This is a genomic window from Micromonospora sp. I033, assembly GCF_053890995.1.
In genome coordinates this window covers 1-20,720 of the sequence record NZ_JBSSLX010000092.1, presented here as the reverse complement: position 1 = coordinate 20,720, position 20,720 = coordinate 1, and the positions used below count along the sequence as shown (strand labels likewise).

Below are 20,720 nucleotides of genomic sequence, written 5' to 3'. Positions count from 1 at the left end.
CGGCGCGCAACCGGGCGAGGGCGGCGGTGACCGCGGCGGCCGGGACCGACAGCTCGACCACGACGGTGGCCGCGCCCCCGGCCGGCGCCGCCTCGGTGACCGTGCCGTCGGCGACCGACCAGTGCCGGGCGCCGGGAAGGCGGACCGTCTCGCCGCGGTGGTCGCTGACCAGCACCGTGCCGCCGCCGGCCAGCACCTCGCCGATCATCTCGGGCACCAGCTCGCGGGCGGCGGCGTCGAGACCCTCCCAGGGCTCGTCGAGGACGAGCAGGCCGGGCGGGCGGAGCAGCGCCTGGGCCAGGCCGACCTTCTGCGCGGTGCCCTTGGACAGCTGGGGCAGCCGCACCCCGTGGAAGCGGGCCAGGCCGAGCCGGTCGACCCAGCGGCGCACGGCCCGGTCGGCCTCCGCGGCCGGCAGGCCGGCCATGCGGGCCATGGCGGTGAGGTAGGCGCCCACGGTGAAGGGTTGGTCGGCGGGGAAGCGCTCCGGCACCCAACCGACGGCCGCCGGACGGTCGACCACCCGGCCCCGGGTCGGGCGGAGCACGCCGGCGGCGATCTGGAGCAGGGTGGACTTGCCCACCCCGTTGCGCCCGAGCACCACCGCCACCTCGCCGGGGCCGATCGTCACATCGGTGTCCCGCAGCACCCACGGACCGCGCCGGTGGTACCGCAGCCAGACGCCTTCCAGCCGCATGCGCCGAGCCTGCCACACGGGACAGACGGACGGGGCCCCGCCACCGGGTGGTGGCGGGGCCCCGTCAGGGCAGTCGTGCTCAGGCCTCGGCCGGAGCCTCGCTCAGGTTCTTCACCACGTTCGGGTCGACCGGGACGCCCGGGCCCATGGTGGTGGTGAGGGTGACCTTCTTCAGGTACTTGCCCTTGGCCGCGGACGGCTTCGAGCGCAGTACCTCGTCCAGCACCGCCGCGTAGTTGTCGATCAGCTGGGACTCGGAGAACGAGGCCTTGCCGATGATCAGGTGCAGGTTGGAGTGCTTGTCCACCCGGAAGGTGATCTTACCGCCCTTGATGTCCGCGACGGCCTTGGTGACGTCCATGGTCACCGTGCCGGTCTTCGGGTTCGGCATCAGGCCGCGCGGGCCCAGGATCCGCGCGATCCGGCCGATCTTGGCCATCTGGTCCGGGGTGGCGATCGCCGCGTCGAAGTCCAGCCAACCGCCCTGGATACGGGCGACCAGCTCGTCGGTGCCCACCTCGTCCGCACCCGCGGCGGCGGCCTCTTCGGCCTTCGCGCCGGCGGCGAAGACGATCACGCGGGCGGTCTTACCGGTGCCGTGCGGCAGGTTGACCGTGCCGCGGACCATCTGGTCCGCCTTGCGGGGGTCGACGCCGAGGCGCATCGCGACCTCGACCGTGGCGTCGAACTTGACGTTGGTGGTCTCCTTGGCCAGCTTGACGGCCTCGGCGGGAGAGTAGAGCTTCGACCGGTCGATGACCTCGGCGGCCTTGCGGTAGCTCTTGCTGCGCTGCATTTCTGGTAACTCCTGTGGTCTATGGCGGGCCCGCGACTCGGCGGCCCTCCCACGAACTGATCGGGTTTGGCGGTGCGCCGAGGTCAGTCGGCGACGGTCAGGCCCATCGACCGGGCGGTGCCGGCGATGATCTTCTCAGCCTGCTCGATGTCGTTGGCGTTGAGGTCCGCCATCTTCTTCTCGGCGATCTCCCGGAGCTGGGCGCGGGTCACCGAGCCGACCTTCTGCGTGTGCGGGACGCCCGAGCCCTTCTGCACGCCGGCGGCCTTGATCAGCAGCCGGGCGGCGGGCGGGGTCTTCAGCACGAAGGTGAAGGTGCGGTCCTCGTAGACGCTGATCTCGGCGGGGACGATGTCGCCCCGCTGGGACTCGGTCTGCGCGTTGTAGGACTTGCAGAACTCCATGATGTTCACGCCGTGCTGGCCGAGCGCGGGGCCGACCGGCGGCGCCGGGGTGGCCTGGCCCGCCGGCAGCTGAAGCGTGAACGTCTTGACGAGCTTCTTCTTCGGAGGCATGTCTCTTCCTGGGGCTTGGAACTGGGATTTTGGCCGGCCCGCGGGCACGCACGGTCAGCGCGCTGCGGACAGCCGACGTTCTAGGGTAGCGCAGCCTTCCGCCACCCTCCCCGCCGAGGTCCGGCGGACGGCGGAAACGACGCACCGGCGGCCGGCCGGGAGGCCCACCGCCGGTGCGGGACGTACGTCAGATCTTGGCGACCTGGTTGAAGTTGAGCTCGACCGGGGTCTCCCGGCCGAAGATCGACACCAGGACCTTGAGCTTCTGCTGGTCGGCGTTGATCTCACTGATCGTGGCCGGCAGCGAGGCGAAGGCGCCGTCGGTGACGGTGACCGAGTCGCCGACCTCGAAGTCGAGGACCTTGACCTCGGGCTTGGCCTTCTTCTGCTCGGTCTCGACCGCCGGGGCCAGCCACTTGAGCACCTCGTCGAGGCTCAGCGGCGCCGGCCGGTCGGCCCGATCGGTCGCGCCGACGAAGCCGGTGACCCCCGGGGTGTTCCGGACGCAGGAGTAGGACTCGGCGGTCAGCTCCATCCGGACCAGGATGTAGCCCGGGAAGACCTTCGCCTGGACCTGCGACCGCTTGCCGTTCTTGACCTCGACCTCTTCCCGGGTCGGCACCTCGACCTGGTAGATGAAGTCCTCCATGTCGAGGGAGGTGATCCGGGTCTCGAGGTTGGTCTTGACCTTGTTCTCGTAGCCGGCGTAGGAGTGCACCACGTACCAGTCGCCCGGCGCGTAGCGCAGCTTCTGGCGCAGCTCGGCGACCGGGTCGAAGTCCTCGTCCGGGGCGGGCTCGGTGGTCGGGAACTCCGGCTCGCTGGCGGCCTCGACCGACTCATCGTTGGCCGCCGTCGCCACCGTGGACTGCTCGTCCGGGGTCTCGGCGGTCTCGTCGTACTCAGGCACGCTCGCTCACTTCCGTCACTATCGCTGTCCGCAGGTCAGCTCGGGTTGCCGAAGACCCACAGCACCGCCTTCGCGAAGCCGTAGTCCAGGCCGGCCACGATCGCCAACATCACCGCGACGAAGGTGACCACGACGGCCGTGTAGGTCAGCAGCTCCTTGCGGGTCGGCCAGATGACCTTACGCAGCTCGGCCACGACCTCGCGGAAGAACCGCGCGATGCGGGCGAACAGCCCGATCCGCTCGGTGTCCTTCCGGGTCTTCCGGCCCTCGGTCGAATCGGCACGGGCCCGCTTACGGGTGGCGGTGCCGCCCCGGGAAACCGTCTCGTCCGCGTCGGTGGCGTCGTCGTCGGCCACGCCGTCGACGGTCGCGTCGTCGTCCAGACGCTCGTCGCCGGCGTCCTCGCCGCGCCGCTTGCTCTCGGCCACTTCGCCCTCCGTGCGGGATATCGGGTCGCACGCCGGACGGCGTGCGCGGCGTGTGGTCACGCCGGCCGGACCAACCGTCCCGCGACGGGCCGCGGCCGGCGGACCGACCGGGAGGGCCCCGAATGCCTCGGAACCAACCCCGCCGATGCCACCACCACGGGCCGGGCGCCGCCCTGCGGCGGCGCGACCCACGGGAACGGTCAGGCCTGAGGCGCAGGGGTGACAGGACTTGAACCTGCAGCCTGCGGTTTTGGAGACCGCTGCTCTGCCAATTGAGCTACACCCCTGTGCGGCAACTCACCCCACCCGGACACACGGTGCCGAGCAGGGGTCACTTGCCCCACGGCGGACCAGTGTACGGGTAGTCGTGCGACTTTCCCAACCGGTCCACCCCTCGCGCGTCGAACGGATCCTCAGCGAGGCGTCCGGACGGTCGCCCGAGCCTGCGACAGCACCTTCTCCCCCAGGCAGGTCGCGGTGATGTCGAGCCTGGTCAGGCCCTCGTCGGTGGTCTCCCTGACCACCGCGGAGACCTCCACCTCGGTGCCCTCGTCGGTGTCCGGCACGACCACCGGGCGGGTGAACCGGACGTTGAAGTCGACCACCGCGTCCGCCGCGCCGGCCCAGGTGGTGACCGCCCGGCCGACCAGCGCCATGGTGAACATGCCGTGGGCGATCACCCCGGGCAGGCCCACCTTGGTGGCGGTCCGGTCGCTCCAGTGGATCGGGTTGAAGTCGCCCGAGGCTCCCGCGTAGCGGACCAGGTCCGCGCGGGTCACCCGGAACGTCTGGGTGGGCAGTTCCACTTCTCAGGCCTCCCCGCGTACGACGATCTTGGACCAGACGGCGACCACCGGCTCACCGGCGACGGTGCTCACGTCGGTGCGGGTGGTCAGGAAGCCGTGCCCGCCCCGGTTGGTGACCTCCTCGATGGTGTTCACGCAGACCAGCTCGTCCCCGGCCACCACCGGCCGGGTGTACGCGAAGCGCTGGTCGCCGTGCACCACCCGGCTGTAGTCGACGCCGAGCGCCGGGTCCTCGACGATCTGCCGGCTGGCGGCCATCGTCACGACCACCGGGAAGGTCGGCGGGGCCACCACGTCGGGGTGGCCGAGCGCCCGGGCGGCCGCCGGGTCGTGATGCGCCGGGTCGGTCGCGCCGATGGCGGCGGCGAACTCGCGGATCTTTTCTCGGCCCACCTGGTAGGGGGCGGTCGGCGGATAGGTCCGGCCGACGAAGGACGGGTCCAGGGACATGCCGCCGAACCTACACGGAAAGCACGAACGCCGATCCGTACGGTCGGGCGGCTCGGGAGCCGCCATCCGTGCGGATCGGCGTTCGGGTTGCTGCTGGCGGGCCGGCCGGGCCGGCCGCGGGTCAGCGGGTCTCGCGGTGGATGGTGTGCTTGCCGTCCCGGGGGCAGAACTTCTTCAGCTCGATGCGGTCCGGGTCGTTGCGGCGGTTCTTGCGCGTGATGTAGTTGCGCTCCTTGCACTCCACACACGCCAAAGTGATCTTCGGCCGGACATCGGTCGCCTTCGCCACGGCGGAGTGCCTTCCTCGCTCACGGGTAACAACTACGGCGCATCAGCCTACGCGCTGACTACGCGGACATGCAAAGTGGGCGCCTGTGGCGCCCATCCCACCGACCACCGGGCGGGCCCGGAGGACGAGAGTAGCGGTGGCCGGACTTGAACCGGCGACACAGCGATTATGAGCCGCTTGCTCTGCCATCTGAGCTACACCGCCGTGGCGGGTCCAGCCGGACCCTCTGAGCCCCCTTACGGAATCGAACCGTAGACCTTCTCCTTACCATGGAGACGCTCTGCCGACTGAGCTAAGGGGGCCTACCCGATCACCCCGTGGGGTGCCGCGCAGAGGAAACAGTACACGACCCCGCCGCCGAGGTGAAATCGGATCCCCCGTTGTCGCGTATCCCCAGCTCAGGGCACGACGCGCAGGCGAGGCAGCTCGCCGGCCACGATCGTCTCCGGGTCGACCTGGGCGCCGAACCAGGCCTCCAGCCGCTCGTACGGCAGGGGCCGGCTGAACAGGAAGCCCTGGCCGATCTCGCAGCCGATGTCCTGGAGCAGCTCCAGGGTCAACTCGCTCTCCACACCCTCGGCCACTACGCTCAGGCCGAACTGCTGGGAGAGCGTCACCACGGCGTTGACGATGGCCAGGTCGCCCGGATCGGTCGCCATCCCCTGCACGAACGAGCGGTCGACCTTGACCTCGTGCACGGGCAGCCGGCGCAGCTGGGCCAGGGACGAGTTGCCGGTGCCGAAGTCGTCCACCGAGAGCCGGACACCGAGGTCGCGCAGGCGCCGCAGGGTCGGAATGGGACGTTCGGTGCCATCCAGCACCCCGGCCTCGGTGATCTCCAGCGTGAGCCGCTGCGGCGGCACGCCGTACTCGTCGAGCAGGTCCCGCACCAGGGCCGGGAAGTGCTGGTCGGTGAGCGTCCGGGCGGCGAGGTTGACCGAGACGGAGAGCGCCTGCTCGCCGTGGCTCCAGTCCCGGCTGCGGCGCAGGCTCTCCCGCAGCACGAACTCGGTGAGCCGGCCCAGCTGGCCGGTGTGCTCGGCCACCGCCACGAAGTCGTCCGGGGCCACCGTGCCGTGCGCCGGGTGCTCCCAGCGGGCCAGGCACTCCACGCCGACCAGGCGCCGGTCCCGCAGCGTCACCTTGGGCTGGAAGTAGACCTCGAGCGCACCGTCGTCCAAGGCCCGGCGCAGGTCGCCGGCGAGGCCCAGCCGGCGCAGCGACCGGGACTCCAGCGCCGGGCTGTAGAGCTGCACGCTGCCCGGGACGGACTTCGCCGCCGTGGCGGCCAGGTCGACCCGCTGGAGCAGGGTCACCGCGTCGCTGCCGTGGTCCGGGTGGACGGCCACCCCGACCGCGGTGTCCACGTCCAGGGTGAGCGCGTCGAAGACCATCTCGTCGCGGATCTGCTCGCGCAGCTGCGCGGCCAGCTCAAGGGCCGCCTCGGTGCTCTCCAGCCGCAGCGTCACCAGGAACTCGTCACCACCGGCCCGGCCGACCAGGGCCGAGGAGGGCGCGCAGGCGCGCAGCCGCTCGGCCACCTCGACGAGGACCTTGTCGCCGGCCGCGTGGCCGAGCGACTCGTTGACCTGGCGCAGCCGGTCGACGTCGAACAGCAGCAGCGCCACCACCTCGCCCGGCGCCGCGATCCGGACCGCCTCGGCCACCGCCGCCGTGATCCGCCGACGGTTGGGCAGCTTGGTCAGCGTGTCGTGCTCGGCGTCGTGCCGGAGCCGGTCGACCAGGCGGGAGTTCTCCAGGGCGACCGCGGCGTGGGCGGCGACGGTCTCGAAGACCGCGATGTCCGCCGGGGTGAAGTGGTTGCCGTCACCGAGCCGGTTGGCCACCTCCAGGGTGCCGATCACCACCGGGCCCGACCGCAACGGCACCACCACCGCGTCCTTCACCCGCCGCTCGGCGAGGTCGGCGCGGAACTCACCGTCCGTGGTCACCCCGCGTCCGACGGCCACCGTACGGCGTGTCTCGCGGACCTTCTGCCGGAGCGCCGGCGGTGTGTACGCCACGTCGAGGAGGCCCGGATCGTCGACCCGGGCGCTCAGCAGGGTCTCCGGGTGCCGCCCCTGGGCCGGAAGCCAGAGCGTCGCGTATTCCGCCTGCATGAGGGCGCGGACGCGGCCGAGCAGGGCGTCGGCCAGGGTGCCGCTCTGCCCGCTCTCGACCACCGCGCGGGTCAGGTCGTAGAGGTCGGTCAGGGTGCGGTGCTGCCGGAAGAACTGGGCGTACGACCGGTAGACCAGGACGAGACCCGCGCCGAGGGCGGCGAGCAGGAGCAGCGACCACCACGTGCTGCGCACCAGGATCAGCACGATCAGCCCGACGGCCACGTTGATGGCCGCCGTCAGCAGTCCGGCCTTGGCGCTGCGCAGCGCCCCCCGCCCGGTCTGCCAGCCGTGCAGCAGGGTGTGCACGGCGACCACGCTGACGACGCTGACCAGCAGCACCATGCTGACCGCCGCGAAGATGCTCACCCAGGTGCGTGGCCCGACCCCCTCGATGGGCGGGAACGCCTGGAGGACCAGCACGGCCAGCGAGGTGCCGGCCGCGGCGCGGGCGACGTTGAACCAGACCTTCGGCGCCGAGAACCGGTGCCGGATGTGCGTGATGAGCGCCGTCAGCGTGTAGATGAACACGACGGTCAGCGGCGGCAGGAAGTAGAGCGCCAGGACCAGCGGCAGCTCGGTGAGCGTGACGCCGAGCGTCTGCCGGCGGACGACCAGGCTCAGCAGCGGCAGCCCGGCGACGATCATGAGGAGCAGGAAGAGCGTCGCCTGCGGCCACTTCCCGACGGGATGTTCGGCGAGCAGGCCGGTCACCGTGGCGCAGGCCACGGCAACCAGCGCCATCGGCGCCGTGATGATCCAGGCGTCCTCAGACGACCTGCGCCGTGGCTGATCGCGACGGATCATGCCGCTCCTTCGGATTGGCGGCGCGCCGCCCCGTCATCGACGCGAGTCATCGCCCGGCCGGCACACGAAGGTCGTGGCAGCCGGGCTCGACGGCGACAGACCGGAGGGCCCGGTCACTGCCAAACAATGTCCAGGGTCTGGATGCCCCCCGTGGTGCCATCGAAGTCGAAACCACCGACGCCGCCGAAGAGGGCGGCGAGAACGAGAAGTGAGCCAAGCAGCCGGCCCAACCTTCGACCAGACATGATTGCTCCTGTCGAGAGAGTTTCAGCGATGGTGGAGGTTCCACGATCGTGCCACACGGGGGGCACGGGCAAAAGCGGTGGAGGGCTCCCCCCGGGGCGGCAGAAAGGGAAATCATCCGTTCGACCGGTGCGCCCGCCCCTCCGGCCCAGCATGCTGTCACGATCGGTCCCGGCGCTGCTACGGAAGGCGCGCACAACGACTTCCCCGGCTAAACCGCACGTAAGAGCAGATTCGCCTACCAGGCATGATGATCGGTGACCTTGACCACAATGGACGGCGAACCGGGCAGCCGTGGCGGCCCCTCGAACAGACTCCACCATCATCGATATCCGGGCAAGGGTCTCGGGCTGTCCGATCCGAGCGCCGCCAGCCCGCAGGCGATCGGCCCACCACAAGAGCTTTCGGGGCGACTCGCCTTCCGGGGCGGACTCAGGACTACCGCAGCGGCCGGAACGCGGCCCGCACCTCGGTCGTGAACAGGTCGGGCACCTCCCAGGCGGCGAAGTGGCCACCCGTGTCGACCTCGTTGAAGTAGGTGAGGCTGGGGTAGACCGTCTCGGCCCAGGTACGCGGGGCGGGAAAGAGCTCGCCGGGGAACGTCGTGAAGCCGACCGGCACCGTGACCGGCGGAGGAGCCTGGCCGGCCGCCTTGGCCGCGGCCTGGAACCGGCCGGTTTCCCAGTACCACCGGGCGGACGAGGCGCCGGTGCCGGTCAGCCAGTACAGCGTGATGTTGTCGACGATGCTGTCCCGGGTGAGACCGCCCACCGGCTCGCCGTCGACGAACGCGCGGGACATCTTGTAGTAGCTGTCCGTGTCGTGGTCCAGCATCCAGGCCGCCAGTCCGACGGGTGAATCCAGCAGGGAGTAGCCGATCGTCTGCGGACGGGTGGACTGCTCCAGGAAGTAGCCGAAGCCCTCCGCCATGAACGTGTTGAGCGCACCGAGCGCCGCGCGTTCCTGCTCGGACTTCGCCGGCAGTTGGTCCTTCAGGCCGATCGCCCCGGCGAGCAGGTTGACGTGGATGCCGACCAGCCCTTCCGGTCCCTGGCGGCCCATCGCGTCCGTGACGGCGGCACCCACGTCGCCGCCCTGGGCGACGTAGCGCGAGTAGCCGAGGCGGGCCATCAGCTCCGTCCAGGCGCGTGCCATGCGGTTGGAGTCCCAGCCGAGCTCGGTCGGCTCGCCGGAGAAGCCGTAACCGGGCAGGGACGGCAGCACCAGGTGGAAGGCGTCCTCGGCTCGTCCGCCGTGCGCGGTCGGATCGGTCAGCGGGCCGACCACACCGAGCAGCTCGACCACCGAGCCCGGCCAGCCGTGCGTCATGATCAGCGGCAGGGCGTCCTCGTGCGGTGACCGCACATGGATGAAGTGGATCTCGACGCCGTCGATGTAGGTCGTGAACTGCGGCAGGGCGTTCAGTCTCGCCTCGCCCGCACGCCAGTCGTGACCGTTCGTCCAGTAGCGGGCCAGCTCCTGGACCGTCGCCAACTGCACGCCCTGGGAGCGATCGCTGACCAGCTCCCGGGTGGGCCAGCGCGTCGCCGCGATCCGGCGACGCAGGTCCGCGATCGCGTCCTCCGGCGTGTCGAGCCGGAAGGGACGGATTTCCTTGTCGTTGGGCATGTTCTCCACCTGCCGGATCAGGTCGACCGGCGCGCTCGGGCGCCGGCGGGGCTGGCACAGGCCCAGCTTCGCACCGGCCCGGCGACCGGCGGACCGGAACGCGATTTCGCGCCCGGGACCGGCCGGGACCCGCTAGCCGACTCGTTGCGGCGGGCCGGGGCCGCAACAGGTGGGGAAGCAACTCTGGCCCGCTACGTGCTCGGTCGGCCGGGGATGAGGGGCGGCAGCGGTCCACCCGCGCAGGAGACGACGAAGGCCTCTGAACCACGTTTCCGCAGTTCAGAGGCCTTGTCGTTGCCTGGTGGCGGGTAGAGGATTCGAACCTCTGTAGCTTTCGCGACGGATTTACAGTCCGCTCCCATTGGCCGCTCGGGCAACCCGCCAGGGCACCCCACCGCGTCGCGACGCGGCGGCGGAAGCAAGGATAGCGGTTGCCCCCGGGTCCGTCGCAAGCGGGTACCGTCAGGGGGTCCCACCACTGGTCAGTGGGGGACGGATCAGGACAGACCGCCGGACAGCAGGAGCATGAGCATGGCAGCGAACCCGTCGTTCGACATCGTGAGCAAGGTCGACCGGCAGGAGGTCGACAACGCCCTCCGCCAGGCGGAGAAGGAGCTCGCGACGCGGTTCGACTTCCGCGGCACCGGCGCCGAGATCTCCTGGTCGGGCGAGGAGGCGATCAGCCTCCAGGCGGAGACCGAGGAGCGGGTCCGGGCCGCGCTGGACGTCTTCAAGGAGAAGCTGGTCAAGCGGAACATCTCGCTGAAGTCACTGGACGCCGGCGACCCCCGCGCGTCGGGCAAGACCTTCAAGATCGACGCCAAGGTGATCCAGGGCATCGACTCGGACAAGGCCAAGGCGATCAGCAAGAAGATCCGCGACGAGGGCCCGAAGGGCGTCCAGGCGCAGATCCAGGGCGACCAGCTCCGGGTCACCGGCAAGAAGAAGGACGACCTTCAGGCCGTCATCGCGCTGCTCAAGGGCGAGGACTTCGGCGTCGCCCTCCAGTTCACCAACTACCGGTAGAAGGCTACGGCCGGCCCGGTGATCGGGCCGGTCACGCCTCCCGACGAGTTCGCTCAGTCCTTGGTGCGACGCTCGGCCGCGGCGCGGTCGCTCGCCACGATGAGGTCGAGCAGCTCCCTGCCCAGCCCGCCCGGGACCCGGACGCGACCGCCGCCGGTCGAGATCGCCTGCGGGCAGGTCGCGTCACCCAGCACCACGGTGACGTCATCGAGGGCGATGCCGACCCGACCGGGCTTCTGCAGGGTGCATTCCTCGCCGGCGGGCACGGGGTCGCGCAGCTCCGCGAGTTCTGCCCGGATCCGGGTCAGCGTCTTCGCGTCCGTCGCGGTGACCATGGGGCCCGCGTTCTCGCTGACGGCGCCGGTGATGCGGTCCGGTAACGCCAGGCCGCCGGAGGGCGGAGCCGGCGGGCCGGCGGGCCAGGTGACGCGTTCGAGCAGCTGCTCGCGACCCTCCTCGTCGCCCGAGATGAAGACTCCGGTCGCCATGGTCTCCTCATCGAAGGCGCGGTAGGTCGACCTGGACTGCAAGTCCTGCGTGACCTGGAGCACCCGACCGTCCTCGACCACCAGCCGCTGCGGGTTGACGCCCCGGGGGACGGCGTCCCGCACGAGAGCCAGCCACGCTTGGCCTTCCGACGTGCACCCGACGGGCGGGCCGGACCTGGGCCGCGTGCCTCGGGGGTCCCACCGCGCGGCGAGGTAGACGGTGTGCGGCTCGGCGGCGCAGGGGTCGAAGGTCGTGACCTCGCTCGTCCGCCAGCCCTCCGGGACGGCGACCGACAGGCCATCCAGGCTCACCGTGGCCCCCGGCGCCCCAGACCGGTCCGGGGCCGCCGTTCCGGCGGGCAGGGCCACGACGGCCGCGACCGCGGCCGCTACGGCGACGGAGCCGGCAGTTCCCCAGGCGCGGCGGCGGCGCCGCACGCTGCGCCGCCCGAGGCTGACCAGCCGGGAGGCGGGATCGGTCTCGGTCGGCGTCACGGAGGCGGCTGCGCGTTCGAGCAGTTCGCTGACGTGGGTGGGATTCACGGCGTCCCCTTGGAGGATTCGACGAACAGACCGCTGGCGCGCAACGTCGCCAGCGCACGCGACGTGCGGCTCTTGACCGTCCCCACCGCGACGCCGAGGGTCTGCGCCACCTCGGCCTCGGAGGCGTCGGCCCAGAACCGCAACACGAGCACCACCCGCTGGTCGGCGGGCAGCCCGCGCAGGCCGGCGAGCACCTGCACGCTGAGATCCGACTGATCCGCGAAGCCACGACGGTAGGCGTCCGGCAGTTCCTCGGTCGGTATCTCGTTCCGCCACCGCCGGCGCCTGGCCCGCATCGCGGTACGGACCATCACCCGCCGGACATACGCCTCCGGCCGCCCGTCCGGCACGCCCAACCGATGCCACGACCGATAGGCCGCGATCAGACCCTCCTGGGCGAGATCCTCGCCCAGCCGGGCGTCACCGGCCAGCAGCGCGCCGAAGCGGACGATCTCCCGGTACCGGCTGGCGACGAAGTCCTCGTAGCCGGCGGGTTCCGCTCTGCGAAACAGGCCCATACCTCATTAAGGGTCCTGGACCCGCCCGATGGTTCCCCGGTCCGGCGGCCGGTGCCGGCAGCACTCCCTCTCGGATGACCGCGAGTTCACCGTCAGCGCGAGAAGATCAGCAGCAGGATCACGGTCACGACCGCGCTGACCAGGATCGAGCCCAGGCAGCCGACCCGGTTCGAGAAGAAGAGGAACATGTCCGGGTGGTACCCGGACCGACCGGATTCAGGCGACCAGCGACTGCTCGGCGCGTACCGCCGCGGCCTCGGCGCGGGCGATCGGGCCGGTGCGCGGCGCGGCGACCGCGGCCCCGACGGCGACCGCCGCCCCGGCGAACAGGAAGGCCCAGGGCACGCCGCCGGCGTGGTCGACGATCAGCCCGGCCACCGCGCCCCCGGCGGCGCTCGCCGCCACCGACATGGTGACCACCCAGGTGTACGCCTCGTTCAGCATGCCGGCCGGGGCGATCCGGCCGACCAGGGTGTTCTCCAGGGTCAGCGCGGGGGCGATGGTGGCCCCGCCGAGCACCAGCGCGACGCCCAGCGCGCCCGGGCCGGGCATCAGCGCGAAGACGGCGAAGCTGGCCGCGACCGCGCCGAGCAGCCAGGCGAACTGGCGGGTCATGTTGGCGGCGGGCTTGCGTACCCCGAACCAGAAGCCGCCGAGGGCGCTGCCGATGCCCCAGACGGCGAGCAGCACGCCGGCGAGGCTCTCCGGGTCGTCCGCGGTGGCGTTCCCGGCGAAGGCCGGGACGATCACGCCGGCGGCGCCGAAGGCGATGCCCAGGCTGGCGACGCAGAGCAGCAGGGCCGGGAAGCCGCCGACCCGCAGCGGGCCGAGGCCCCTGGCGTGGTGCTCGCGCGGGTGCGGCTGCCAGCCGCGCATGACCCGGCCGAGCGCGACGGCGGTGGTGCCGACCAGGGTGACCACGGCGGCGCCGACCAGCGCGGCGGCGGCGTCGGCGACCAGGACGAAACCGGCCACCAGCAGCGGGCCGAGCACGAAGACGACCTCGAAGAGGGAGGTCTCCGCGGCGAGCGCGGTGTTGCGCAGGTGGGCCCGGCCGGTGGCCGGGGCGGTGAGGTCGTTCCAGGCGCCCCGGATGGCGGCGGTCAGCGGCGGGTACGTGGCGCCGGCGACGCCGGCGGCCAGGTAGATGAGGGCGAGGCTGCCGGAGCCGGACCGGCTGGCACCGAGCAGCCCGAAGAGGGCGAGCGGGTGGGCCACGGCGGTGGCCAGCAGCACCGGGGTGGGGCCGACCCGGTCGGCGATCCGCCCGGCGATGGGGCTGAGCGCGGCGCCGGAGAGCGCGTAGATGCCCCCGGCGACGGCGGCGAGCGAGTACCGGTCGGTGACGTCCGCGACCACCAGCAGCAGCGCCAGCGGGGTCATGCCGATCCCGAGCCGGCCGATGATGCCGAGGACCAGCAGCATCGGCGCGCCGGGGATCCGCCAGACGCCCAGGTACTGGCGCAGTGCGGCCACGGTCGACCTCCAGGGTGTAACGGGTGGGAGACGTTTCGACCCTAACGCCGGGGCGTATCCGGGGGAAACGGTTTGTGCCCGGACACACCACTCCGCCCGCGTCCGGACGGACGCGGGCGGAGGTGGTCGGTGCGGGTCAGCGCTGGAACTGCACCGGCCCGGCACTGCGGGCCAGCTGCTCCAGCCGGGCCACCCGCTGCTCCATCGGCGGGTGGGTGGCGAACATCGCGGCGATGCCGCCGCCCCGCTTGAACGGGTTGTCGATCATCAGGTGCGCGGTGCTGGTGAGCTGGCCCTGCGGCGGCAGCGGGCGGGCCTGCGTACCGGCGTGGATCTTGCGCAGGGCGCTGGCCAGGGCCAGCGGGTCCCGGCTCAGCTCGGCGCCGGACTGGTCGGCCTGGAACTCCCGGCTCCGGCTGATCGCCAGCTGGATCAGTGTGGCCGCGATCGGGCCGAGGATCAGGGTGAGCAGCAGCACCGCCGGGTTCGGGGCGTCCTCGTCGTCCGAGGAGCCCAGCGGGATGAACCAGGCGATGTTCGCGAGCGCGGTGATGATGCCGGCCAGGCCGGCCGCCACGCTGGAGATCAGGATGTCCCGGTTGTAGACGTGGGACAGCTCGTGCCCGATGACGCCCCGCAGCTCCCGGTAGTCGAGGATCTCGACGATCCCCTGCGTGACGCAGACCGCCGCGTGCTCCGGGTTGCGCCCGGTGGCGAACGCGTTGGGCTGCGCCGTCGGGCTCACGTAGAGCCGGGGCATCGGCTTGCCCGCCTGGGTGGAGAGCTCACGGACCATCCGGTACAGCTCGGGGAACTGTGCCTCGCTGACCGGTTGCGCCCGCATCGAGCGCAGCGCGAGCTTGTCGGAGTAGAAGTAGGTCACGCCGTTCATCAGCAACGAGACGACGACGGCGATGACGAGACCGCCGCTACCGCCGAACCAGTAGCCGACCGCGAGGATCAGCGAGGTCAACAGGCCGAGCAGCGCTGCGGTCTTGAGACGGTTGTGATGCACGATCGCTCCTTCGGTGCGCGGGCCCGCGCGGAGCCCGCTGACCGGTTCAACACACCGGTACCCGCCAACCATCCGGCTCATGGCTGAAAGTTGGCTGGGGATTCCTGTGAGCGGGCTGTGCCACCTTCCCACCGGAGGGCGAAACGGTCAGCGGGCCGCCACGTCGAGCACGAGCTGCGGGGCGAAGCCGAGCACCACGGCCAGGGCGGTGGCGACCCCGAGCGCGACCACCACGGTCCGGGCCGGGCGGACCGCGACCCCGCCGGGCGCGGCGTAGAGGGTGGCGGCGAGGCGCAGGTAGTAGGCCAGGCCGAGCACCGCGTTCAGCGCCACCACCAGGGCCAGCCAGCCGGCGTGCCCGGCCAGCAGCGCACGGACCACGGTCACCTTGGCGAACAGCCCGGCCAGCCCGGGCGGCAGCCCGGCCAGCCCGATCAGGGCCAGCGCGAACGCGCCGCCCACCCACGGGTGCCGCCGTGCCGCGCCGCGCAGGTCGGACAGGGTGCCGCCGTCACCGTCCGCCGGCCGTAGCGCCACCACCGCGGCGAACGCGGCGAGCTCCAGCAGCACGAAGAAGACGGCGTACGCGACGGCCCCGGCGTACGCCCCGGCGCGGGCGTCGGCGGTGCGCCCGGCGGCCAGCGCGAGCGCGCCGAGCGGGGCGAGGATGTAGCCGGCCTGGGCCACCGAGGACCAGGCGAGCAGCCGGACCGTACGCCGCTGGCGCAGCGCCACCAGGTTGCCCACGGTCATGGTGAGCACCGCCAGCACGGCCAGCACCGGGCCGGTCACGTCGGCCGGCAGCGCCCGCTCCACGACGGCGAGCAGGGCCACCACGCCACCCAGCTTCGAGGCCGTCGACAGGTACGCGGCCACCGGCAGCGGCGCGCCGTCGTAGGTGGCCGGCGCCCAGGCGTGGAACGGCACCGCGGCGACCTTGAAGGCCAGCCCGGCCACCACCAGCGCCACGGCGACCGTGGTCAGCGGCAGATCCGGCGGGCCGTCCCCGCCGGCGGCGAAGGCCGCGCCGAGCCGGTCGAGGTGCACGCCGCCGGTCACCGCGTAGAGCAGCGCCGCGCCGAGCAGGGTCAGCGTGGTGGCCACCACGCTGACCACGAAGAAGGTCACCGCCGCCTCCGCCCCGGCCCGGCTGCCCCGGCGCAGCCCGACCAGCACGTAGAGCGGCAGGGTGAGCGTCTCCAGCGCCACGACCAGGGTGATCAGGTCGCCGGCCGCGCCGAGCACCACACCGCCGGTCATGGCGCAGGCGAGCAGGAAGCAGTATTCGCCGACCGGGATCCGGCCGGCCCGCAGCAGCGGGCCGGAGAGCGCCAGCACGCCGAGGGTGAGCAGCGCGATGACCACCGCGACCAGCGCGGCCCGCCCGGTCCACAGCCACGAGCAGTCCGCGCCGACGCAGAAGGTGCGGCGCTCGCCGGCCGCGCCGACCAGCGCCGAGCCGAGCGCGGTGCCCGCCGCGCCGAGGGCGGCCACCGCCACCGTGGCGGCGGCCCGGGCCGCCAGCAGGTCGACCAGGAGCACCAGCACGGCCGTGCCGGCGGCCAGGTACGCCGGCAGCAGCGCCACGTTGTCCACGCTCTGCACCAGGCTCATTTGGTGACCACTCCCAGGAGGGCGCCGACCGGGCCGGAGGCGTAGGACAGGACGAGGGCGGGGGCCAGGCCGACGGCGAGGGCGAGCAGCACCAGTGGCGCCCAGGCGGTCAGCTCCGCACCGGCCAGGCCGGGCGCGACCGGGGCCACCGCCGGGCTGGGCCGCCCGTGGGTGACCCGGCGCAGCAACCGCAGGAAGTACGCGGCGGTCAGCGCCCCACCCAGCGCGGCCAGCACCGCGAGGGTGGTCCACAGCCCGCCGCCGCGCCGGAGCGCCGCCACCACGGCGAACGCCTCGCCCCAGAAGCCGGCCAGCCCGGGCAGCCCGAGCGAGGCGACCGCGGCGAAGCCGAGCAGCCCGGCCAGCCGGGGCGCGGTCTCCCGCAGCCCGGACAGCTGGGCGAGCGACCCGGTGCCGGTGCGGTCCTTCACGGCCCCGGCCAGGAAGAACAGCAGCCCGGTGATGACGCCGTGCGCGATGTTGCCGATGAGCGCGGCCTGGAGGCCGGTGGCGGTGAGCGTGGCGACCCCGAGCAGCACGAAGCCCATGTGCCCCACGCTGGAGTAGGCGATCAGCCGCTTCAGCTCGTCCTGCGCGAGGCAGACCAGCCCGCCGACCAGGATCGCCGCGACGGCCAGCACCCCGAGCACCGGGGCGGCCCAGCGGGCGCCCTCGGGGGCCACGCCGACCGCCACCCGGATCAGCCCGTACGTGCCCATCTTGAGCAGCACCCCGGCCAGGATCACGCTGCCCACGGTGGGGGCCTGGGTGTGCGCGTCGGGCAGCCAGGAGTGCAGCGGCCAGAGCGGGCTCTTCACCGCGAAGGCGAGCGCCAGCAGCGTGAACGCGGCCAGCTGGGTGCCCCGGGACAGCCCGGTGCCGCCGGTCAGCGTCACCAGGTCGGCGGTGCCCGCGGCGGCCACCACCACGTAGACGCCGACCAGCAGCAGCACCGAGCCGAAGAGGGTGTAGAGGGCGAACTTCCGGGCCGCCCGGCGCCGGTCGTCGCCGCCCCAGCCCGCGATGATCGCGTACATGGGGAGCAGGACGACCTCGAAGAACAGGAAGAACAGCACCAGGTCGAGGGCGAGGAAGGTGCCCAGGATGCCCACCTCGACCACCAGCAGCAGCGCCACCAGGGCCCGCCCGCTGCCGCCGCCTTCGGGCACCCGCCAGAGCGTGTAGCCGCAGCAGAGCAGGCTGAGCAGCGCGGTGAGCACCACCAGCGGCCAGGAGATGCCGTCCACGCCCAGGTGGAAGCGCAGGTCGAGCCCGGGCACCCAGGGCAGGTCGAGCCGGTGCCAGGGCTGCACGGCCGGCCGGGGGCTGTAGCCGAACCAGCCGTGGTCACCGCCGACCAGCGGCAGCGTGGCGAGCAGGGTCAGCGCGGCGGCCGCCGTGCCCACCAGCCGGCCGGCCCGGTCACCGGGGACGGCGGCGGCCGCGACGGCGCCCAGCGCGGGCACCGCGAGGACCGCGACCAGCAGGAACTGCCCGAACGTCATGAGGTCACTCCGATCAGGGCGACCGCGAGGCCGATCAGCAGCGCGCCGGCCAGCACCCCGGCCGCCGCGCGGGGCAGCGCGGCCCGGTGCAGCGCCGCGAGCCCGCCGCCCACCTCGACCGCGGCCCGGCCGCTGCCCTCCACGAGGCCGTCCACCCCCAGCTCGTCCCCGGTCCGCACGACCCGGGCCAGGGCGGTCGTCGGGCGTACGACGAGGGCGCGCTGGACGTCGTCGAGCCGGAACGCCCGGGCGAAGACCGGCCGCAGCGGACCCAGGAAGCGCGCCGGGTCGGCGGCCGGGTCGCGGCGCCAGCCCGCCCACGCGACGCCCGCGCCGACCAGCAGCAGCAGGAACGGCAGGACCAGGTTCGGCGCGAGGTGCACCAGCTCGACGGCCTCGTCGGTGGCGTCGGCGGGCACCCGCAGCCGGTCGGCGAACCACGGCGCGAAGGCGGCCAGGCCGAGCAGCGCGGCGGGCACCGCGAGCAGCAGCACCGGCCAGCGCAGCACCGCCGGCGGGTCGTGCGGGTGTGCCAGCGGGATCCGGGTCGCGCCGAGGAAGGTCCGCAGCAGCAGGCGGGTCGCGTACCAGGCGGTGACCGCGACACCGACCAGCCCGGCCAGCCAGACCAGCCAGCCCACCCAGGCCGGGGCCGGGCCGGCGCCGTCCAGGGCGGCGGCCTGCGCGGCGGCGAGCACCCCGTCCTTGCTCCAGAAGCCGGACAGCGGCGGCACCCCGGCCAGCGCGCCGAGGCCGATCAGCATGCACCAGAAGGTCACCGGCATGGCCCCGCGCAGGCCGCCCATCCGGGACATCAGCGTGGTGCCGACGGCGTGGATGACCGCGCCGGCCGCGAGGAACAGCAGCGCCTTGAACGCGGCGTGGGTGAGCAGGTGGAACAGGGCCGCCGCGGGAGCGCCGACGGCGAGCGCGCCGGTCATGTAGCCGATCTGGGACACCGTCGACCAGGCCAGCACCCGCTTGATGTCGTCCTGCGCGGTGGCCGCGAACGCGCCGAGCAGCAGGGTCACCGCCGCCATCACGCCGAGCACGGCGAGGGCGGCCGGGGCCTGCGCGAAGAGCGGAAAGAGCCGGGCCACCGCGTAGACCCCGGCGGCGACCATGGTGGCCGCGTGGATCAGCGCCGAGATCGGGGTGGGGCCGGCCATCGCGTCCGGCAGCCAGGTGTGCAGCGGGAACTGCGCGCTCTTGCCGGCCACCCCGGCGAGCAGCAGCAGGCAGGCCGCGGTGAGCGTGCCCGAGGAGTAGTCGTGGGCCAGCACGTCGGCGATCCGGAAGCTGCCCGCGCCGACACCGAGCAGCGCGATGCCGAGCAGGAAGCCGACGTCACCCACCCGGGTGACCAGGAACGCCTTCACGGCGGCGGCCGGCGCCTCGGGCAGCCGCCGGTCGTGGGCGATGAGCAGGTAGGAACAGATGCCCATCACCTCCCAGCCGACCAGCAGCAGGATCAGGTCGCCGGAGACCACCACGGTCAGCATCGCCGCGGTGAACAGGCTGATCTGCGCCGCGTAGGGCGGGTAGCGGTGGTCCACCTCGACGTCGTCGTGCGGGCCGCGCCGGAGGTAGCCGATCGAGTAGACCTGCACGGCCAGGGCCACCGCGGCCACCGCCACGGCGACCAGCACGGCCACCCCGTCGAGCCGCCAGCCGAGGGTCACCCGCAGCCCGCCCAGGTCGACCCAGTCGGCGCCGCCCTCGACCGGCCCGTCCACCCGGAACACCAGCGCCACCGCGGCCAGCAGCGCGACCGCCGCGCCCGCCACGCCGAGCGCGATCGCCGCACGACGGGCCGGGTCCTCGCCGGTGGTCGCCCCGCGCGGCGACGGCGGCAGCAGCAGCCCGAGCAGGCCCGCGAGCAGGGGTACGCCGGGCAGCGCCACCGCGAGCAGTCCGGTCACTTCTCCCCCTCGCCCCGGTCGGCGGCGACCCCGGCGGCCGGGGCGGGCGCCTCGGCGAGCGGCACGTCGTCCACCGAGACGCTGGCCCGCAGCCGGTAGAGCTGGAGCACGATGGCCAGCCCGACGCCGATCTCGGCGGCGGCGAGCACGATCACGAAGAGCGCGAAGACCTGGCCGGAGTGCGGCAGCGCGGCCCGGACCGTGGTGTCGGCGGTGACCAGGATCAGGTTGACCGCGTTGAGCATCAGCTCGACGGCCATCAGCACGAGGACGGCGTTGCGGCGGCGCAGCACGCCGTAGACGCCGAGGCCGAACAGCAGCGCGGCGGTGACGTAGGGGATGACCGGTCTCACCCGCGCCCACCCTCGTCGGCGGCCGCGACCACCGGGCGGGCCGGCTCGGCCGGGCCGGCCGGGCGCCCGGGGCGGGCCGGCGTGCCGCCCGGGGTCGCACCGGGGCGGCCGATGTCGGGCCGGGAGAGCACGATCGCGCCGACCAGGGCGGCGAGCAGCAGCACCGAGAGCACCTCGAAGGGCAGCACCCAGGAGCGGAACACCTGCTCGCCGAGGCGCTCGGCGGTGCCCGCGGCGGGCGGTCCGACCCGGGACCAGCGGAACGCGTCGACCAGCAGCACGGCCAGGCCCAGCCCGCTGCCGGCGCCGATCAGCGCGGCCGGCCAGCCGGGCCGGTCGAGGTCGTCGGAGGGACCGATCGGGGCGCGGGTCAGCATCACCGCGAAGAGCAGCAGCACCACCACCGCGCCGACGTAGATGAGCACCTGCACCCACGCCACCAGCTCGGCGCCGAGCACCAGGTAGTCACCGGCCAGCGCGCCCAGGCAGACCACCAGCCAGAGACCGGCCCGGACCAGGTGCCGGGTGGCCACCACCAGCGCGCCCGCGCCCCTGTCTCTATACACATCT

The 20,720-nt window shown here is 73.0% G+C and carries 20 protein-coding genes and 4 tRNA genes; 1 reads left to right on the top strand and 23 read right to left on the bottom strand.

Going from position 1 to position 20,720, the window contains the following annotated elements:
• The 14 genes from ACW0Q9_RS16985 to ACW0Q9_RS16920 form a co-directional block, all read right to left on the bottom strand.
• Positions 1–697 (bottom strand): ATP-binding cassette domain-containing protein (locus ACW0Q9_RS16985; protein ID WP_456182378.1); only part of this gene is annotated, 697 nt, incomplete at its 3' end.
• A gap of 79 nt (positions 698–776) precedes the next feature.
• Positions 777–1,493, bottom strand: a complete 717-nt coding sequence (gene rplA / locus ACW0Q9_RS16980; RefSeq protein WP_456182376.1) for a 50S ribosomal protein L1 — start codon at positions 1,491–1,493, stop codon at positions 777–779.
• A gap of 83 nt (positions 1,494–1,576) precedes the next feature.
• On the bottom strand, positions 1,577–2,008 hold the full coding sequence (gene rplK, locus ACW0Q9_RS16975; RefSeq protein WP_212831294.1) for a 50S ribosomal protein L11: 432 nt from the start codon (positions 2,006–2,008) through the stop codon (positions 1,577–1,579).
• Positions 2,009–2,195: 187 nt separating this feature from the next.
• On the bottom strand, positions 2,196–2,918 hold the full coding sequence (gene nusG / locus ACW0Q9_RS16970) for a transcription termination/antitermination protein NusG (RefSeq protein WP_046567240.1): 723 nt from the start codon (positions 2,916–2,918) through the stop codon (positions 2,196–2,198).
• A gap of 35 nt (positions 2,919–2,953) precedes the next feature.
• A complete protein-coding gene (secE, locus tag ACW0Q9_RS16965; RefSeq protein WP_313724402.1) occupies positions 2,954–3,346 on the bottom strand; it encodes a preprotein translocase subunit SecE in 393 nt (130 codons plus the stop codon).
• 214 nt (positions 3,347–3,560) lie between these two features.
• Positions 3,561–3,633: transfer RNA gene (locus tag ACW0Q9_RS16960), tRNA-Trp, on the bottom strand.
• Between the two features lie 126 nt (positions 3,634–3,759).
• Entirely contained in the window at positions 3,760–4,152 is a 393-nt protein-coding gene (locus ACW0Q9_RS16955; protein ID WP_456182372.1) for a MaoC family dehydratase, read from the bottom strand.
• A 3-nt stretch (positions 4,153–4,155) separates the two neighbouring features.
• The gene (locus ACW0Q9_RS16950; RefSeq protein WP_456182370.1) at positions 4,156–4,602 is read right to left on the bottom strand and encodes an FAS1-like dehydratase domain-containing protein; all 447 of its coding nucleotides are present in this window, start codon (positions 4,600–4,602) and stop codon (positions 4,156–4,158) included.
• Between the two features lie 121 nt (positions 4,603–4,723).
• Positions 4,724–4,891, bottom strand: coding sequence for a 50S ribosomal protein L33 (gene rpmG / locus ACW0Q9_RS16945; protein ID WP_067301359.1), 168 nt, complete (start codon positions 4,889–4,891; stop codon positions 4,724–4,726).
• A gap of 131 nt (positions 4,892–5,022) precedes the next feature.
• Positions 5,023–5,095 (bottom strand) — tRNA-Met (locus ACW0Q9_RS16940).
• Positions 5,096–5,120: 25 nt separating this feature from the next.
• Positions 5,121–5,193 (bottom strand) — tRNA-Thr (locus tag ACW0Q9_RS16935).
• A 96-nt stretch (positions 5,194–5,289) separates the two neighbouring features.
• Complete coding sequence (locus ACW0Q9_RS16930) at positions 5,290–7,818, bottom strand: putative bifunctional diguanylate cyclase/phosphodiesterase (RefSeq protein ID WP_456182368.1); 2,529 nt, start codon at positions 7,816–7,818, stop codon at positions 5,290–5,292.
• Between the two features lie 681 nt (positions 7,819–8,499).
• A complete protein-coding gene (locus ACW0Q9_RS16925) occupies positions 8,500–9,690 on the bottom strand; it encodes an epoxide hydrolase family protein (protein ID WP_456182366.1) in 1,191 nt (396 codons plus the stop codon).
• Positions 9,691–9,989: 299 nt separating this feature from the next.
• Positions 9,990–10,073: transfer RNA gene (locus ACW0Q9_RS16920), tRNA-Tyr, on the bottom strand.
• Positions 10,074–10,221: 148 nt separating this feature from the next.
• Here ACW0Q9_RS16920 and ACW0Q9_RS16915 point away from each other — a divergent pair.
• On the top strand, positions 10,222–10,716 hold the full coding sequence (locus ACW0Q9_RS16915) for a YajQ family cyclic di-GMP-binding protein (RefSeq protein WP_456182364.1): 495 nt from the start codon (positions 10,222–10,224) through the stop codon (positions 10,714–10,716).
• Between the two features lie 53 nt (positions 10,717–10,769).
• On the opposite strand, the gene ACW0Q9_RS16910 is transcribed toward ACW0Q9_RS16915, so the two are convergent.
• The 9 genes from ACW0Q9_RS16910 to ACW0Q9_RS16870 all read right to left on the bottom strand — a co-directional run bounded on the left by ACW0Q9_RS16910 (position 10,770) and on the right by ACW0Q9_RS16870 (position 20,716).
• Positions 10,770–11,747, bottom strand: coding sequence for a hypothetical protein (locus ACW0Q9_RS16910; protein ID WP_456182362.1), 978 nt, complete (start codon positions 11,745–11,747; stop codon positions 10,770–10,772).
• Positions 11,744–12,265, bottom strand: a complete 522-nt coding sequence (locus ACW0Q9_RS16905) for a SigE family RNA polymerase sigma factor (protein WP_456182360.1) — start codon at positions 12,263–12,265, stop codon at positions 11,744–11,746. The genes ACW0Q9_RS16910 and ACW0Q9_RS16905 overlap by 4 nt, the downstream gene beginning before the upstream one ends.
• A gap of 216 nt (positions 12,266–12,481) precedes the next feature.
• Complete coding sequence (locus ACW0Q9_RS16900; RefSeq protein WP_456182358.1) at positions 12,482–13,741, bottom strand: MFS transporter; 1,260 nt, start codon at positions 13,739–13,741, stop codon at positions 12,482–12,484.
• 136 nt (positions 13,742–13,877) lie between these two features.
• Complete coding sequence (gene htpX, locus ACW0Q9_RS16895) at positions 13,878–14,756, bottom strand: zinc metalloprotease HtpX (RefSeq protein ID WP_456182356.1); 879 nt, start codon at positions 14,754–14,756, stop codon at positions 13,878–13,880.
• A gap of 147 nt (positions 14,757–14,903) precedes the next feature.
• Positions 14,904–16,370, bottom strand: coding sequence for an NADH-quinone oxidoreductase subunit N (locus ACW0Q9_RS16890; RefSeq protein WP_456182354.1), 1,467 nt, complete (start codon positions 16,368–16,370; stop codon positions 14,904–14,906).
• Entirely contained in the window at positions 16,367–17,875 is a 1,509-nt protein-coding gene (locus ACW0Q9_RS16885; protein ID WP_456182352.1) for a complex I subunit 4 family protein, read from the bottom strand. Before ACW0Q9_RS16885 ends, ACW0Q9_RS16890 begins: the two co-directional genes overlap by 4 nt.
• Positions 17,872–19,797: an NADH-quinone oxidoreductase subunit 5 family protein gene (locus ACW0Q9_RS16880; RefSeq protein ID WP_456182350.1), complete on the bottom strand. Its 1,926-nt coding sequence runs from the start codon at positions 19,795–19,797 to the stop codon at positions 17,872–17,874. The genes ACW0Q9_RS16885 and ACW0Q9_RS16880 overlap by 4 nt, the downstream gene beginning before the upstream one ends.
• Positions 19,794–20,150: an NADH-quinone oxidoreductase subunit NuoK gene (gene nuoK / locus ACW0Q9_RS16875; protein WP_456182348.1), complete on the bottom strand. Its 357-nt coding sequence runs from the start codon at positions 20,148–20,150 to the stop codon at positions 19,794–19,796. The genes ACW0Q9_RS16880 and nuoK overlap by 4 nt, the downstream gene beginning before the upstream one ends.
• Entirely contained in the window at positions 20,147–20,716 is a 570-nt protein-coding gene (locus ACW0Q9_RS16870; protein WP_456182380.1) for an NADH-quinone oxidoreductase subunit J family protein, read from the bottom strand. Before ACW0Q9_RS16870 ends, nuoK begins: the two co-directional genes overlap by 4 nt.
• Positions 20,717–20,720: the final 4 nt, after the last annotated feature.